This is a genomic window from Pseudobutyrivibrio sp. JW11, from assembly GCF_900115355.1.
GTDB lineage: Bacteria > Bacillota > Clostridia > Lachnospirales > Lachnospiraceae > Pseudobutyrivibrio > Pseudobutyrivibrio ruminis.
Window position 1 is genome coordinate 169,376 of the sequence record NZ_FOWB01000004.1, and the last position, 16,586, is coordinate 185,961.

At 39.6% G+C, this 16,586-nt stretch carries 16 protein-coding genes; 10 read left to right on the forward strand and 6 right to left on the reverse strand.

All coding sequences use genetic code 11. From position 1 onward, the window contains the following. Window positions 1-182 precede the first annotated feature (182 nt). The 7 genes from BM102_RS06040 to BM102_RS06070 all read left to right on the forward strand — a co-directional run bounded on the left by BM102_RS06040 (window position 183) and on the right by BM102_RS06070 (window position 6,347). A complete protein-coding gene (locus tag BM102_RS06040) occupies window positions 183-1,436 on the forward strand; it encodes a DUF3298 and DUF4163 domain-containing protein (RefSeq protein WP_090480036.1) in 1,254 nt (417 codons plus the stop codon). A 21-nt stretch (window positions 1,437-1,457) separates the two neighbouring features. After that, on the forward strand, window positions 1,458-2,399 hold the full coding sequence (locus BM102_RS06045; protein WP_090480039.1) for a DUF4349 domain-containing protein: 942 nt from the start codon (window positions 1,458-1,460) through the stop codon (window positions 2,397-2,399). Between the two features lie 118 nt (window positions 2,400-2,517). Further along, entirely contained in the window at window positions 2,518-3,063 is a 546-nt protein-coding gene (ispF, locus tag BM102_RS06050) for a 2-C-methyl-D-erythritol 2,4-cyclodiphosphate synthase (protein ID WP_090480042.1), read from the forward strand. A 2-nt stretch (window positions 3,064-3,065) separates the two neighbouring features. Continuing rightward, window positions 3,066-4,493 (forward strand): cysteine--tRNA ligase, encoded by a 1,428-nt coding sequence (cysS, locus tag BM102_RS06055; protein ID WP_090480044.1) that lies wholly within the window; start codon window positions 3,066-3,068, stop codon window positions 4,491-4,493. Continuing rightward, on the forward strand, window positions 4,478-4,915 hold the full coding sequence (locus BM102_RS06060; RefSeq protein ID WP_044933898.1) for a Mini-ribonuclease 3: 438 nt from the start codon (window positions 4,478-4,480) through the stop codon (window positions 4,913-4,915). The genes cysS and BM102_RS06060 overlap by 16 nt, the downstream gene beginning before the upstream one ends. 123 nt (window positions 4,916-5,038) lie before the next feature. Next, window positions 5,039-5,779, forward strand: coding sequence for a 23S rRNA (guanosine(2251)-2'-O)-methyltransferase RlmB (rlmB, locus tag BM102_RS06065; RefSeq protein ID WP_090480047.1), 741 nt, complete (start codon window positions 5,039-5,041; stop codon window positions 5,777-5,779). Continuing rightward, window positions 5,751-6,347: a sigma-70 family RNA polymerase sigma factor gene (locus BM102_RS06070; protein WP_090480050.1), complete on the forward strand. Its 597-nt coding sequence runs from the start codon at window positions 5,751-5,753 to the stop codon at window positions 6,345-6,347. Before rlmB ends, BM102_RS06070 begins: the two co-directional genes overlap by 29 nt. Window positions 6,348-6,437: 90 nt before the next feature. Here the strand turns inward: BM102_RS06070 and BM102_RS06075 are convergent, their stop codons facing one another. The 6 genes from BM102_RS06075 to BM102_RS06100 form a co-directional block, all read right to left on the reverse strand. Next, window positions 6,438-7,409 carry a TRAP transporter substrate-binding protein gene (locus tag BM102_RS06075; RefSeq protein ID WP_081821950.1) on the reverse strand — a complete coding sequence of 324 codons (972 nt, stop codon included), beginning with the start codon at window positions 7,407-7,409 and terminating at the stop codon, window positions 6,438-6,440. A 59-nt stretch (window positions 7,410-7,468) separates the two neighbouring features. Further along, window positions 7,469-8,758 (reverse strand): TRAP transporter large permease, encoded by a 1,290-nt coding sequence (locus tag BM102_RS06080; protein ID WP_090480052.1) that lies wholly within the window; start codon window positions 8,756-8,758, stop codon window positions 7,469-7,471. Between the two features lie 2 nt (window positions 8,759-8,760). After that, window positions 8,761-9,399 (reverse strand): TRAP transporter small permease, encoded by a 639-nt coding sequence (locus BM102_RS06085; RefSeq protein WP_330371721.1) that lies wholly within the window; start codon window positions 9,397-9,399, stop codon window positions 8,761-8,763. Between the two features lie 159 nt (window positions 9,400-9,558). Then, a complete protein-coding gene (gene aroD, locus BM102_RS06090) occupies window positions 9,559-10,320 on the reverse strand; it encodes a type I 3-dehydroquinate dehydratase (protein WP_044933906.1) in 762 nt (253 codons plus the stop codon). A gap of 16 nt (window positions 10,321-10,336) precedes the next feature. Further along, window positions 10,337-11,542 (reverse strand): MFS transporter, encoded by a 1,206-nt coding sequence (locus tag BM102_RS06095; RefSeq protein ID WP_090480055.1) that lies wholly within the window; start codon window positions 11,540-11,542, stop codon window positions 10,337-10,339. Window positions 11,543-11,558: 16 nt separating this feature from the next. Continuing rightward, window positions 11,559-12,434: a shikimate dehydrogenase gene (locus tag BM102_RS06100; protein ID WP_044933910.1), complete on the reverse strand. Its 876-nt coding sequence runs from the start codon at window positions 12,432-12,434 to the stop codon at window positions 11,559-11,561. Between the two features lie 214 nt (window positions 12,435-12,648). On the opposite strand from BM102_RS06100, the gene BM102_RS06105 reads away from it, so the two are divergent. The 3 genes from BM102_RS06105 to BM102_RS06115 all read left to right on the forward strand — a co-directional run bounded on the left by BM102_RS06105 (window position 12,649) and on the right by BM102_RS06115 (window position 16,580). Continuing rightward, window positions 12,649-13,533, forward strand: a complete 885-nt coding sequence (locus BM102_RS06105) for a LysR family transcriptional regulator (protein ID WP_090480057.1) — start codon at window positions 12,649-12,651, stop codon at window positions 13,531-13,533. Window positions 13,534-13,669: 136 nt separating this feature from the next. Further along, window positions 13,670-15,670, forward strand: coding sequence for an oxidoreductase (locus BM102_RS06110; RefSeq protein ID WP_090480059.1), 2,001 nt, complete (start codon window positions 13,670-13,672; stop codon window positions 15,668-15,670). Window positions 15,671-15,794: 124 nt separating this feature from the next. After that, window positions 15,795-16,580 (forward strand): shikimate kinase, encoded by a 786-nt coding sequence (locus BM102_RS06115; RefSeq protein ID WP_044933915.1) that lies wholly within the window; start codon window positions 15,795-15,797, stop codon window positions 16,578-16,580. Window positions 16,581-16,586 lie beyond the last annotated feature (6 nt).

Here is a 16,586-nt window from a genome sequence, read left to right on the forward strand (position 1 = left end):
CAATAAATCCTCCTTTCAAGATGGGATCCCCTAAGGGTGCTTTGGGGATCCTATTTTTGTATTTCTAAAGTAAATGTAAAGAATTCTAAAATCTTTACTGTACTACTTGATATAATACAGAGAATGTGTATACTGAACTTAAACATAGTTTTAGAGTTTTAGGTATTACGGAGGAACGATTAATGAAAAAGAGAATAGCTATGCTTGCAATCTGTGCAGTTACAGTCACATCTATGTTGGCTTGTGCAAAAGATACAGATTCACAGGATACAGATACAATAGAGGTTACAGAACAGACGCAGGAGGAAGAGAATACAGAAAAAGAGTATTCTAGCGCTACAGCACCAGAAATCGCATATACATCTGTCAAGGCCGAGGGCTATGATTATTTCGAAGGCCAGGTGCAGTGCCTTGAGATTACAGATAACGATCATCCAGAGCTTAAGGCAGCTATTGATGATTATTTCTCAGGCGTAGTATCAAACTTTAATGCTGGCATTGATAGCATGAACGAAGATGCTAAACAGCAGAATGAAGAAATGGGTGACGAAGGATACGAAATGAAGTATTCTGAGAATATCACAGTAGATATACAGCGTCGTGATAATAAAGTCCTTAGCTTTATTCTTAATGATTACACATACATGGGAGGTGCTCATGGCGGTGGTACATTTACAGGCGTTAGCTTCGATGTAGGAACAGGCGAGCAAATTACTTTAGATGACCTTGGTGATGCAGATTCTATCAGAGATACATCTAAGGAATACATATTAAACGCAATAGCTACATCTTCAGAAGAGGCTAGAGCAAACCTATATGAAGATGATGTAATTGATTATAAAGAAGTAATCAATGAGCAGTTTTCAAATGGATATCAGCCCGAATTTTATTTAGATGATGTAGGAATAACATTTGTTTTCCAGCAGTATGATATTGCACCATATGCAGCTGGTATGATTTCGTTTACAGTTCCTTATTCCGAGTACGATGAAATTGCCGACAGATATACTCCCCTTGAAGGTGCGTCATATGTAATTAGTCTTTCTAATGCAGGACTTAATAGCAGCGTTGATTTTGACGATGATGGCCAGCTTGAGAATATCAGTATTGTCAACACTTGGGATGAAGAATCTGACAAGAACTACTATATTTTAAGAGTAGACGATGAAGAGCTGAAAGAGGAGTCCGGCAATGGAAGCTGGATTACAGGATATTTCATTCACAATGATGAAGGTAATTTCGTTCTTCTTGTAAATGATGGAATCAGCGTAGATTTGTATGAAGTTTCAAATGGAATCGAAGCAAAAGGACATATGGATACGACACTTTACATAGAGGAAGTCACAGATTCAGGCTTTACACTTGGTGAGCATTTCTATGACGATAACAATGTAGGTTATTGGGATAACGAAGAACAGTACGGATTTGATTTTTAATAGCTAAATAAGGAGGGGGTTATGCGAAAAAGATTATTAGCACTAGTAGTTGTAGGTATGATGTTGTTTGCTACAGCCTGCGGGGGAGCAGATTCAAGTGGTACAACTGAATTTGCAGCTACCGAATCAAAGTCATCTGGATATGATAGCTTTGGCTTAACCGACAGTGGAGATTACGAGGCCTATGAAGAGACTGGCTACTCCAACGAGAGTGATAGTGAAGTAGATGTAGATTTAGAGGAATATGATACCAGCCGCAAGCTTATATACACATCATATATTAGTCTTGAGTCAAAGACATTTGATGATGATGTGGCTGCTATCAAGGACCTTGTTACATCTAACGGAGGTTATTTCGAAAGCACTTCATCATATGGTAATGAGGAATATGGCAGCCGGAGCGCAAGTTTTACAGCCCGTATTCCATCAGACAAATACGAAGCTTTTATGAACAGTGTAGGAGAAGTTGGCTCGCTTGCATCTAAGAGCGAAAGTGTTGATGATATCACTTCAAGCTATGTGGATGTACAAGCAAGACTAAAAAGCTTAAATACAAAGTTAGAACGCTTGCAGGAGCTTGAGGAGCAGGCTGATAACCTTGAGGATTTACTGGAAATCGAAGACCGCATCAATGAGGTTCAGTATCAGATTGAAAGCTACACAGCTCAAAAGAAAGCTTATGATGATCAGATAGATTACAGCACAGTTTCTATCGATATCACTGAAGTTGCCACATATAGCGAAGTAAAAGCAGATACTGCGTGGAATCGTTTTGTTGAGGCATTTAGTAGCTCGTTTGCAGGATTTGTAGCTTTTATTCAGGCTTTCGTGATAGCTATTATCTATCTATTGCCTTATCTCATTCTTATTGCAATTATTTTATGTATTATATTCTTTGTTAGAAAAAAGAAAGGAAAGGGGTTTTCTTTCAAGAAGAAGGATAAGAAGACAGACCAAAGCTAAAATGGATACATTAATGGAAGAGGACTATCAATAGTCCTCTTTTTTTGTTATAATACAGTAGTTTGATAGGTGATATTCTGCCACTAGTGCAGATTTCTTTATATTATTAGGAGGCAACATGAGAATAGGTACAGGTTATGATGTACATAAGCTTGTGGAGGGCCGTGATTTAATCATAGGTGGTGTTAAAATCGAGCACACACTTGGTCTGTTAGGTCACTCCGATGCAGATGTACTTTTACATGCAATATCAGATGCTGTTCTTGGAGCAGCAGGGCTTAAGGATATAGGGGCACATTTTCCAGATACTGATCCTAAATACAAGGGAGCTGATTCCCAGAAGCTATTGGAGGAGGTTCGTGAGCTCGTTATGGACGAAGGCTATGTAGTTGGAAATGTGGATGCCACAGTTATTGCGCAGGCACCAAAGCTTCGACCATTCATTGATCAGATGGAAGAAAATGTAGCCAGGTGTCTTGGTATAGATGTTTCCCAGGTTAATATCAAAGCTACTACAGAGGAGCATTTAGGCTTCACAGGAAGAGAAGAAGGCATCAGCGCTCAGGCAGTCTGTTTACTCTACGAATTTTATGATGGAAGCAATGTAGTGATGGACACAGGACGTAGCTGCGAAGGATGCGCAGGATGCAAAAGAGGAGAATAGTAATGGCAGGAAAATTTACATTTTACAATACTTTAGATAGACAGGTTGAGGAGTTTAAGTCAAACGAAGAGGGGAAGGTTAGCATGTACACATGCGGCCCTACAGTTTATCATTTCGCACATATCGGAAATATCCGTACATACATCATGCAGGATGCTCTTATTAAGTCATTAGAGTACGCAGGATACGATGTTCGCCGTGTTATGAACATCACTGATGTTGGACATCTTTCATCTGATGCAGATACAGGTGAGGACAAGATGGTAGCTGGCGCAAAGCGTGAGCACAAGACAGTTATGGAGATTGCAAAGTTCTACACAGATGCTTTCTTCAAGGATTTCGATGCAGTTGGAAATAAGCGTCCAGATGTTATCGAGCCTGCAACAAACTGCATTCCAGAGTTCATCCACATGGTAGAGGTCCTTCTTGAAAAGGGCTATGCATATGTAGCTGGTGGAAATGTTTACTTTGATACTAGCAAGCTTCAGGATTATTACGTATTCTCTTCATCAGTTGAAAAGGAAGCCCTTGAGGTTGGCGTTCGTGACGACGTAGAAGAGGATGTTAATAAGAAAAACAAGACTGACTTCGTTCTTTGGTTTACAAAGTCTAAGTTCGAGGATCAGGCTCTTAAGTGGGACAGCCCATGGGGCGTTGGTTACCCAGGATGGCACATTGAGTGCTCATGCATTTCAATGAAGCACCTTGGTGAATATATTGATATCCACTGTGGTGGTGTTGATAATATCTTCCCACATCATACAAACGAAATTGCTCAGTCAGAGGCATATCTTGGTCACAAGTGGTGCAATTACTGGTTCCACAGCAATCACCTTAATGACCAGTCAGGTAAGATGTCAAAGTCAAAGGGCGCAATCCTTACAGTTTCTGTTCTTCAGGAAAAGGGATATGACCCACTTGTATACAGATTATTCTGCTTACAGTCACACTATCGCAAGCCACTTGTATTCTCTTGGGAGAATTTGGACAACACAGTTCAGGCTTACAACAAGCTTGTAAAGCGTGTTTCAGAGCTCAAGAATGATGGGGCAGTTGATGAGGCTGTTAAGGCTGAATACGAGGCTAAGTTCCTTGAGGCAGTATCAAACGACTTAAATACATCAATGGCTATCACAGTTCTTTATGATGCTCTCAAGGCAGATACAAACGATGCGACAAAGCTTGCTCTTGTAGAGAGCTTTGATAAGGTATTATCACTTGATTTGATTGGACATGCGAAGGCTTTAGCAGATGATGCAACATCTGTTGATGCAGAGCTTGAGGCATTCATCAATGATGCAATTGCTCGCCGTGCAGAAGCAAAGAAAGCAAAGGATTTTGCTACAGCAGATGCAATCAGAGCAGAGCTTTTAGAAAAAGGTGTAGAGATTAAGGATACTCGTGAGGGAGTAGTATGGCAGTTGATTTAAACAGCTATTTTAATGAACAGTTTGGCATAGAGCAAAAGGATATTCGTACATATTCGCCTCTTACCCTTGCGTACATTGGTGATGCAGTGTTTGATATCATCATTCGTTCTATCCTCGTAAATAAGGGCAATACGCCCGTTAACAAGCTTCACCAAAGGGCAAGTCAGGTAGTCAAGGCTCAGACCCAGGCTGCTATGGTTTTGGCCCTTATGGACCAGCTCACAGAAGCAGAATCTGATTGGTATCGCCGTGGCCGCAATTCCAAGCCTCACACAAAGGCAAAGAATGCATCTACAATGGACTACCTGGAGGCTACAGGCTTTGAAGCGGTGCTTGGATACCTTTATCTCACAGGAGATATGGACCGCATATGTGAGCTTGTGACACGCGGTGTGGAAGCCGTGGAATTGGACATTCTATAATTTAGTTTTATTAGAAAGAGTAAGTTTTTGCAGATAACAATCTATTAGGTTTCTGGAAGAGACGTTCTAGTCGATGGAAGAAATCTAATGATTGTGATTGTAGCAAAAACGTAGGTTTTAGATATGGAAGAAAGTAGAATTGTAGAAGGCCGTAATGCAGTATTAGAGGCCTTTAGATCTGGAAAAACTATTGATAAGTTGTTTGTTTTGGAAGGCTGCAAGGATGGCCCAATCCAGACAATACTTAGAGAAGCAAAGAAGAGCAAGGACACAGTTATCAGCTTTGTTAAGAAGGAGCGCTTGGATCAGCTTTCAGAGACTGGCAAGCATCAGGGTGTTCTTGCATATGCTGCTAGCTATGAGTACGTTGAGCTTGATGAAATCATGGAACGCGCAAAGGCTAAAGGTGAGGCACCATTCCTTATCATCCTTGATAACATTGAGGATCCACACAATCTTGGAGCAATCATTCGTACTGCAAACCAGGTTGGTGCTCATGGTGTTGTTATTCCTAAGCACAGAGCAGTTGGTCTTACTGCAACAGTTGCGAAGGCTTCAGCTGGTGCTATCAACTACACACCAGTAGCAAAGGTTACAAACATCAGCAAGACAATGGAAGAACTTAAGGAGCAGGGAATGTGGTTTGTATGCGCCGATATGGGTGGCACAACAATGTACGACCTTAATCTTACAGGTTCAATCGGTCTTGTAATTGGAAATGAAGGACATGGGGTTTCTGACTTAGTTAAAAAGAACTGTGACATGATTGCATCAATTCCTATGTTTGGTGATATCGATTCACTTAATGCATCAGTTGCTTGTGGAGTTTTAGCTTATGAAATCGTTAGACAAAGAATACAGTAATTTATCGGACGAAGAGTTAATCATAAAATATCGGGATGGCGATCAAGCCATCCTGAATTTTATATGTGAAAAGTATAAGCCTCTCGTTTTAAAGAATTCCAAAAAGTACTTTTTGGTTGGCGGAGAAAACGAGGATCTTATTCAAGAGGGAATGATAGGGCTTTTCAGCGCTATTGGCGACTATAATATTTCCTCGGATGTTACATTTTTCCATTTTGCGCAGATGTGTATTGATCGCCAAATGATTAAGGCTATCGAGGCCAGCAATCGTAAAAAGCATTCGCCATTAAACGCTTACGTTTCACTTTATGATGAGGATGGCTCGGAGAGAGAAGAGCCTGCATTTACTACCGATGATCCTGCCGAGATTGTTATCGAGGCTGAGGAGAATCTTGACCTTATAGACAGACTGAAAAAAGCCTTGTCTCCTATGGAAAAGCAAGTCTTTGAGTTATATATGCAGGATTATGACTATAGAGAAATAGCTGCAAAATTGGGAAAGGCGGAGAAGTCCGTAGATAATACACTTACTAGAATAAAGTCAAAAGCAAAAGAGTTAATAAAATAATCCAATATGTAGACATCAAGCTCTGAGGTTACTCAAGTGAAATATCTTTGAACGGAGTAACTTCAGGCTTGTAGTCGTAACATATTGGATTTATAAGATTCCTTTGGTGTAGATCTCGTATAGTTCGGGGTCTACATTTTCTTTTATGCTGTCATAAACAGGTGTGGCTGCTTCGCGAATCTGCTCACGAATATCATCGGAAAGTGGAATGATTTCTGTACCGCTTTCCTCGATAGTAGCGATTCTTGATGCAATACGGTCATCAGACTGCTGACGAGCATATTCTGTAGCGATTGTAGCAGCCTGATTGATTATTTCTTGCTGCTCAGGTGTCAGAGTGTTCATAAACTCATCGCTGGCTACAAGGGAGATTAAATGAGGCAGGTGATTGGTTTCAACAACATAATCCTGCTGCTCATATAATCTGTTTGAAACAATAACTTCATATGGGTTTTCCTGAGCATCAATTGTGCCTTGCTGTAATCCAATGTATACCTCGGAGAAAGTCATTGGAGTAGGAGAGGCTGAAAGGCACTTCCAAAATGCAAGGTGATATGAGTTTTCCATTGTTCTGATTTTCTGTCCCTTGAAGTCTGAGAGGGAATATACTGGAGAGTTTGTAGTCATGACTCTGAAGCCCTGATCAGCGTATCCAAGTAATTGATAACCGCCTTCTACATAAACTTCTGATATTTTATCCATAAATTCAGGATTATCTACCTTTTCTCGTACATCATCGATTGTGCTGAAAAGACATGGCATATCGAATATAGCAACATCAGGAAGGAATGTTACCTGAGGTGCTGTGTTTTGTACGATAAAAGGAATATCGCCATCTTTGCAGGATTCCAGCAACTCCCTATCGCCACCTAAAACGCTGTTAGGATACACCTGGATAACCATTTGGCCATCACTAAGCTCGTATACTTCTTCAGCAAATTTTTCGGCATATATCTGAGTGACTGTATCCTCTGGGCTGGATGTGCCAAGAGGCCAAGCGTAAGTCTGGGTTTCAGATACAGCTGTGGATGTTCCGCAAGATGTAAATGATAAAACAATCATTAATGATGTTGATAAAGCTAGTAGTTGTTTAAATCTCATATTGTTTCTCCTGATACGGTTTATAAAAGAACTAAGCTGATGGCTGGAATGAATGTGATAAGTAACAAAGCAACTAAGAACATTAAAATCATAGGCATTGCCTTCTTAGCAATATCCATAACAGGCACATCTGTAAGTGAGCTTGCAACGAAAAGATTTACACCAATTGGAGGTGTTACAAATCCGATTGCAAGGTTAACAACCATCATAATACCGAAGTGAATGCCATCCATGCCTACAGCCTGAACTATAGGGAGCAGGATAGGAGATAAAATGAGGATGGCAGGAGTTGTATCCATAACCATTCCAACAATAAGAAGGAACAGGTTGATTACAAGTAAAAGGATAATCTTGTTGGTAAAATTATCCAGAATATATCCGCTTACAAGCTGTGGCACCTGCATTAAAGTAAGCACTCGTGAGAATGCTGTGGATGCAGCAAGAATGAAAAGGATTGGTGCGTAAGTTTTCATTGCTTCCACAAAAATATTCCATATATCGGAAATGCGAATTGTCTTGTAAACAAATAAGCTGACAACCAATGCATAAAATACTGAGATAACGGCAGCTTCTGTAGGTGATGCTATGCCGGCATAAATACATCCAAGTACGATGATTGGGCTAAGTATTGCAAAGAAGCTGTCTTTGAAGATTTTTCCAAATCCCTTTGAATGAAGTGCGTCGATTTCAGCGTTAATCTTTTCTTTATCTTCACCACAGCATTTGCAGTGAATATAAGCGTAAAGCATTAAAAGCATACTTATAAGAATGCCAGGAATGATGCCGGCGATAAATAGATTACCTACTGATTCACCGGAGGCCATTGCGTACATAATAAAAGGAATACTTGGTGGAATGATAACACCAAGTCCACCGGCAACAGCGACAATTGCTGTAGAAAACTTTTTATCATATCCCATATTCAGTAGAAGAGGGATAGTCATGGAGCCAACGGCAGCAACTGTTGCTGGAGCTGAACCGGAAATGGCACCATAGAAAAGGCATGTGATGATTACAGCACATGGAACGCCTGCAGTTTTCTTACCAATAAAATATGAGAACACGTCAAATAACTTTTTGGAAATCTGACCGTGAGCCATAATGATTCCTGATAAAACAAACATTGGAACTGCAAGAAGAGGGAAGCTGTCGATACCGCCTACCATGGAACGGATTACATAGCTTGCACTTGCAGTAAATGAAGGATCAAACGCTCCTGGAAGTACAGCAACAATACCAAGTGAGATTGATACAGGAATGGCTATAATTAAGCAAATTACAAAAAGAATAAGTACAGTGATTGCGCTCATGCTTAATTTCCTCCTTCCTTGTTGCTGGTATTGTCATGTTCGAGTATTTCTTTATTAAAGTTTTCCTGTGAAAGGAGATTACTCATAGAATTCTTGAGATTTGCACGTCTTTCAAGCTCTGCCAAGTGAGATGGCCAATCCTTGAGCTCTTCCTGATGGATGACATTATGCCACTCTAAAAACCATCTTTCTAAGATGCGGATAGCGCAAAGTGTAAAGCACACAAGTGGAGCTGACTGTACGTAATACATAGGAATTCCGCAGGCAGGAGAAACCTGACCGCTTTCTATAGTTGCCATAAGGTACCTGTATGCAAAAGGTATTAAATATACAAAGAAAACAAATTCTACTGTAAGATTTAATACTTTAACAGATGCTTTTTTTCTTGGCTTGAGATTTCGAATGAACTGATCGATTTTTATTGAAATACATTTTTTAGTGCATAAGCTAACACTGAAAAATGCTGACCAGATAAATAGATATCTAGTGATTTCTTCTGACCATGAGAGAGAAGCGCCTAGAATGTAGCGGCAGAAAATCTGAATGCCCATAATGACACTCATTGCAATAAGAAGAACGACCATGATGAATTCTTCAAGGTATTCGTCTACAAAGAAAAAAATACGTTTGATTCCAGTCATATAATGGTACCCCTTTGGCTAGTTTGTATGATATAAGTATAAACATTATGAAATACTTTAGCAAAGTAAAGTTAAAATAATTCAGAATATTTACACTAAATTCTTAAAATTAAAGGGCAATTTGTGCTAAGCACAAACCGCCCTTATAAGACTTAATAATTACATTGAACCATGTATAAGATTAAGTATTGTAGAAAGGTCTGATGCGTTCATCTGGCCTGGTGCAGAAGCCTTTCCAACAGCACCGAATGTGAGAGCAGAGCCGAATGCTTCGCCGCAAAGACGGCTAACAAGTCCTGTGCCTGCCATAGACATTGTGATGATTGGACGATCTGCATAATTGCTTGCCATTTCTTCTGTTGCAGCAAGGAGTGTAACTACATCCTTTTTGCAAGTAGGCATAACAGCAATCTTTGGAATATCTGCGCCAAGCTCCTGCATTTTACGAAGACGAGATACGATATCGTCCTTGTCAGGAGTCTTGTCGAAGTCGTGGTTAGAAGCTACAACCTTTACGCCGTTTGCATGAGCGCTAGCAACGATATCCTTAACAATATCATCACCTGTAAAAACTTCTACATCAACTAAATCTACCATACCAGTTGCAGCTGCATTCTTATTAAGTGTAGCGTAAGCATCTTTCTCGATAGATTTTTCTCCACCTTCGTTGCTTGTTCTGAAAGTGAAGAGGAGAGGTGTGTCGCCAAGAGCAGCTCTTAAATCCTTAAGAACGTCCTCAACCTTTGAAAAATCAAACACATCATCGAACCAGTCAACACGCCATTCAACTACATCATGTGCAACGCCGTTGAATGAAGCAGCTGCTGCGAGGATGTCTTCTTTTGTTTTTCCAACGATAGGCACGCAAATCTTTGGTACACCTTCGCCAATAACAACATTTCTAACTTTTACTGTATTCATATTATTTTCCTCTGTTTTATGAATTTGCATCTACCATCTTAGTGTATCTAAGATTTACAAATAATCCAAGTAATACGCCAACAGCTGTAAGTACGATGTTCATAACCATAACGCCAGATGGTGTCATCTGTGAAGCAGCTGTAAGGATAGTGTAGTTGCAAAGTGATGAAGCAATCATTACAAGTGCTGTAACTGTACCCTTAATCTTAGGGAAGAGCATGTTACATACTGATGTAGCAATCTGAAGAAGTCCGCCGGCACCAGCCCAACCGATAACGAAAGCTGCAACCTTACATAATCCAACTGAAGGAGCTGAAAGAACTAAAATCAATGTTACAAGGCAGATAACTGGGTATGCAACGATGAAACGAACGTCCTTAATCTTACGTGTAAGAAGAGCAGTAACGATAAGAGCAAGGATTGTACCCATTGAGTAGTATGTCTGCATGATTGAAGGATCTTCCCAACCAACATTTGTCTTAGCAAAGTTCTGTGCACAGTTAAGCCATAACTGGAATGTACCTGTACATGTGAAACCGATAAGAATCATAGCAACTGACTCGATAGAGAAGTGAGTGTGCTTTAAGCTATCGATAAGACCTTCCTTCTTTTCAGCTGCAGCTGCATCTGAATCTGGAAGTGGAAGGATAAGGATAAGTACAAGTAATACGATGTAAGCAACGCCGCAAACATAGAAGAGTCTGTTGTAAGAAACAAGACCTGCTGCGTTTGTTGCAACTGTCATTCCAAGGAAGAATGGAAGTAACATCTGTGAAATAGCGATAAAGAACTTAATTCCCATTGTAGCTACACCAGGAGCATCGCTGATAATCTCAGCAACAGCTGGGTAAATACCAGTATCAAGGAATGAGTTTGCAATACCACCAACGATAGCGCAAATGTAAGCAATCTGATAACCGCCGTTAACGCCAGCGTTGAATGCCATAGCAAGACCGATGAGGTAGATAGCATATGAAGCTCCACCGATCATAACTGAAATACGACGACCTAACTTATCTGAAAGAGGGCCTGCGAATGGAAGAGCAATAAGTCTACCAAGACCAAGTGCTGCTGAAATAGCAGTGATTGACATTACCTCAACACCCCAGCTAGTAGCAAGAGCTTCCTTAATAACTGATTGTCCTAAGATTGAGCAACCAACTCCGTGAATAAAGTAATTCAAATAAAGAATTAAAGCTGCTGGAAAATATTTCTTGTTCATATTTTTCTCCTTAAATTTACTCGTACTTAATTCCAAGTACTTCTTTCATGTGTTCGATTGGCATTTCTTTGCCTGTCCAAAGCTTGAATGCTGCAGCGCCCTGGAATAACATCATTCCAAAACCGTTCATTCTCTTACATCCAACTTCCTCAGCCATCTCAAGGAACTTTGTCTTAGCTGGTGCGTAAACTGTATCAGTTACGATAAGGTCTGGACGAAGATATGAAGTATCTGGTAACCATGTCTGGCCCTCAAGTGGCTTCATACCCATACCTGTTGCGTTTGCAAGAAGGTAAGAATCAGCGATTTCTCTTCTAAGAGCATCAAGGTCTGCTAAGTCATAAAGTGTAGCCTTGCAGTTTGTTCTCTCGTTGATTTTGTTTACTGTTTCCTGAGCGTTATCCCAGAAAGCATCCTTTACGTTGAAGATAGACATTTCTTTAACGCCATCAAGTGCAGCCTGAATCTGGATAGCAGTACCAGCACCGCCGCAACCAACGATTGTCATTTTCTTTCCGATAACATCGATATCGTAGTCCTTAAGTGACTGCATGTAACCGATACCGTCTGTGATGTGACCTGTAAGAACACCGTTCTCATTTACGATTGTGTTTACAGCTCCGCAAAGCTCAGCAGCAGGAGATAACTTATCAAGATACTTACCTACTACAGTCTTGTTAGGCATAGAAACGTTTGAGCCTACAAGCTTAAGTGCTCTGATACCTTTTACAGCATCCTCGAGTGTGCTATTATCAACCTCAAATGCGAGATAAGCATAATCGAGACCAAGATATGCAAATGCTTCATTGTGCATAGCTGGTGAGCTTGAGTGTCTGATTGGATAAGCCATAAGTCCGATAAGCTCTGTGTGTCCTGTAATTCTTTCTGCCATAATTTTAATTCCTCCATAAATTCTTTAAGATTTTGCATGCCCTTTGTTAAAATCTTAACAGTCTTTATACATAATATTCTAATGTGTATTAATGAATAATTCCAATACTTCTATTGCATATTATTAATAGCTTTTAGCTATTAATTGTGGTAAAATTGATAATAAGTAATGAAAATACAACAATTATATTGTGCAAAACAGAGAGAGGAGAACTATGACTCTAAATCAAATGATGTATTTTTATGAGGCCGCTAGATTACAGCATTTCAATCAGGCTGCAGAAAAGCTTCATATATCAGAACCATCACTTAGCCGCTCAATAAATGCCCTTGAATCAGAGCTGGGAGTAGTCTTATTTGAAAGAACTGGACGAAACGTAGTTTTGACCAAAACAGGAGATATTTTTTATGAGCACGTTGATAGAATTCTAAATGAAATCAACTTGGCTGATCGAAAAATGCATCAATTGACAGGTTCAGGAGGGCATATTGATTTAGCATATGTGGCTCCACTTGCTGGTTCGTTTATTCCGAATGTTTGTAGAGCTTTCCTATTAGAAGATAAAAATAGCGAAGTAACATTCAATTTCCATCAGGATATCACTTCTAAAAATATAGAAGGTTTAAAGTCAGGTAACTACGATATTATATTTGGTTCCTTTGTGAAGGATGAGCCAAATATCAAGTTTATTCCTATATTACAACAGGAACTGGTGGTTATTATTCCTAAGGGACATCCATTGGAAGAAAACGATACCTTAGATGCATCAATTTTTGAAAAATACCCTGTTTTGGGATACACACGCAAATCAGGCTTAGGTCGTCTGACCAGGGACTTCTTTTTGCAGAATAAGGTTGAGCCTAACTTTATCTGTGAATCACCTGACGAAAATGGTATAGCAGCCCTTGTTGCAGCTGACTTTGGAATAGCCCTTGTTGCGGATGTAGATAGTATTCACAGAAATGACGTTATAATAAAGAAGCTTTCCACAGAATATAGTCTTTCACACACTGTTTATATGGCATATATGAAGGGGCGATATCAGATGCCTGCCGTAAAACGTATGATTGACTTCATATTGGTACATTCTATGCACTAATTAATTACAAAAAATGAATTGGATTTTGATATTAAAGCGGGATTATACTTTTCTTATAAAAAAGGAAAGCATGCCCGCTTTTCATCTTGACAGCTCTTATCACGTAAATTTTGTTTGTAAATAGGAGCATTCTATAATGAGAAATAAGTATCCACACATTTTTGAACCACTTACAATTCGTCGTATGACACTTAAGAATCGTATCATGATGACACCAATGGGAACTAACTACGGTGATCAGAATGGTGAGATGACATTTGTTCATATTGATTACTATGAGCAGAGAGCTAAGGGTGGTACAGGATTATTAATGGTTGAAAATGCTAGTGTCTTTTCACCACAGGGTTCTAATGGTACAACCCAGCTTCGAATTGATCATGACAATTTCATTCCACGTTTATATTACTTTACAGAGAGAATGCATAAGCATGGCGCTTGTGTAGGTATTCAGATTAACCACGCTGGTGCGTCAGCTGTTTCTGCTCGTACAGGAGAGCAGCCAGTTTCTGCATCAGATATCCCTTCAAAGGCAGGCGGAGAGATTCCACGTCCACTTGAGAAGGAAGAAATCTACAATATTGTAAAGAAGTATGGTGAGGCAGCAAAGCGTGCACAGACAGCCGGTTTTGACTGTGTTGAAATTCATGCTGGTCACTCATATCTTTTGAGCCAGTTCCTTTCACCTACTACTAACAAGCGTACAGATGAGTTTGGCGGATCACCAGAGAATCGCGCTAGATTTACAAAGCTTGTTGTAGAAGAAGTAAGAAAGCAGGTAGGACCATTTTTCCCAATTTTTGTCCGTATTAGTGCTGATGAGTTTGTTGAGGGAGGAAACACACTAGAGGACGCAATTGAGTATTTACAGTACTTCCAGGAAGAAGTAGACGTATTTGACGTTTCTGCTGGTCTTAATAGTTCTATTCAGTTCCAGATTGATGCAAACTATCTTCCAGATGGATGGCGTTCATACATGGCAAAGGCTGTTAAGGAAAAATATGGCAAGCCTTGTGTGACAATGGGAAATATTCGTGATCCTAAGGTCGCTGAGGAAATTCTTGAAAGAGGAGATGCTGATATCATCGGTATGGGCCGTGGTCTTATTGCAGATCCTAATTGGGTAAATAAGGTAGAGTTCAACCGTGAGGATGAGCTTCGTAAGTGTATTTCATGTAACGTAGGTTGTGCAGGCCACAGAATTGGTCTTAACCTTCCAATTCGTTGTACAGTAAACCCAGCTGTTAACGCTAATGACGAATACTACAAGAGAAAGGTTAACAAGCCTTGCAACGTTGTAGTTATCGGTGGTGGTACAGCAGGTCTTGAAGCTGCTTGTACAGCTGCAGAGGTTGGATGTACAACATTCCTTCTTGAGAAGAAGGCAGAGCTTGGCGGTCTTTCTGTTCAGATTTCAAAGATTCCTGACAAGAAGAGACTTGCTGATTTCCCTAAGTACATGATTAACCGTGCTAGCAAATTAAGAAATCTCTTCATATTTAAGAACAACAATACTACAGTTGATCAGATTAAGAGCTTGAACCCTGATATCATCGTAAATGCTACAGGTTCAAACCCTACATTACCACCTATCAAGGGATTATTAGACCTTGTTGATAAGGATGATTCAAATGTAGCTACAGTTATTAAGATGATTGAGCGTCTTGATACATATCCAGAGGATATGACAGGTAAGAAGGTTGCTGTTGTTGGTGGCGGTGCCGTAGGTCTTGATGTTATGGAATACTTCACAGAAAGAGGTGCTGAAGTTACTATCATCGAGATGTTACCTATTATTGGTAACGGACTTGATCCAATCACAAAGTGCGATACAGCTGCAAAGATGGCTAAGTACAATGTTCGTCAGATGACAAATACAGCACTTCAGGAAGTATGCAACGACAAGTTTATCGTTAAGAATCCAGAAGGCGAAATCGAAAACATTGACTTTGATTTAGGATTCATCTGCCTTGGTATGCGCGCTAACACACCTATCATCGATGAGTTAAATACTGCATTTGAAGACACAAATGTTGAGATTTACAATATTGGTGATTCTAAGCGTGCTCGTCGTATTATCGAAGGTACAGAAGAGGGTCGTGATATTATCAAGGTTCTTGAGAGACATGATTTTCTTTAAGATTTAACTTCCTTGTTAATTTAATCTAAAATTTATTTATCAGACAGAAGGAAAAAGTTGTTTCTTTCTGTCTGATTTTTTAGTATGATACTATTCAAAACAAGGTATCAAAGGGGAATAAGACATGGAACAGCTCAAAATGTTAAGAGAGCATCTTGCTCAGAACGACGAAATTATTCTTAATGCACTGCTTATGAGAAATGCCATTGTTGAGGAAATTATGGCATACAAAGAAGAGAATGGTTTGCAGATTTTACAGCCAGAACAGGATGAAAAAAGAGACCGCTGGTTAGACAAGAGTTTGGAAGGGAAACGTCACGGCAAGGAAGTAAAGGACATTTATAGTTCGATAGTTAAAAATGCCAAGCGTATTCAAGCTAGACATTTGTTTAATTACAATATTGTACTAATCGGATTTATGGGAGCAGGTAAAACCACAATCTCTGATTATTTGAGCACATGCTTTGCCATGGAAGTGGTAGAGATGGATCAGGTTATTTCTGATAGAGAGGGCATGTCTATTTCTGATATTTTTGAGGTATATGGAGAAGAGCACTTCAGAAATGCCGAGACAAACCTATTGAAGGAAATGCAGTCAAAGCGTAATGTTGTAATTTCATGTGGTGGTGGTACACCAATGCGTGATGTAAACGTCCAGGAGATGAAGAAGAATGGACGTGTTGTTCTTTTAACCGCAAAGCCAGAGACAATACTTGAAAGAGTAAAGGATAGCCATGATAGACCTCTTATTGAAAATAATAAGAGTGTTGAATTTATAGAAGAGTTGATGCTTAAAAGAAGAGAGAAATATGTTGCTGCAGCTGATATCATAATTGAAACTGATGGTAAGTCAGAGTTGGAAATTTGCGAGGAACTTGTTAATTCTCTTTTAAAATTAGATAACGATTAAGAAAAA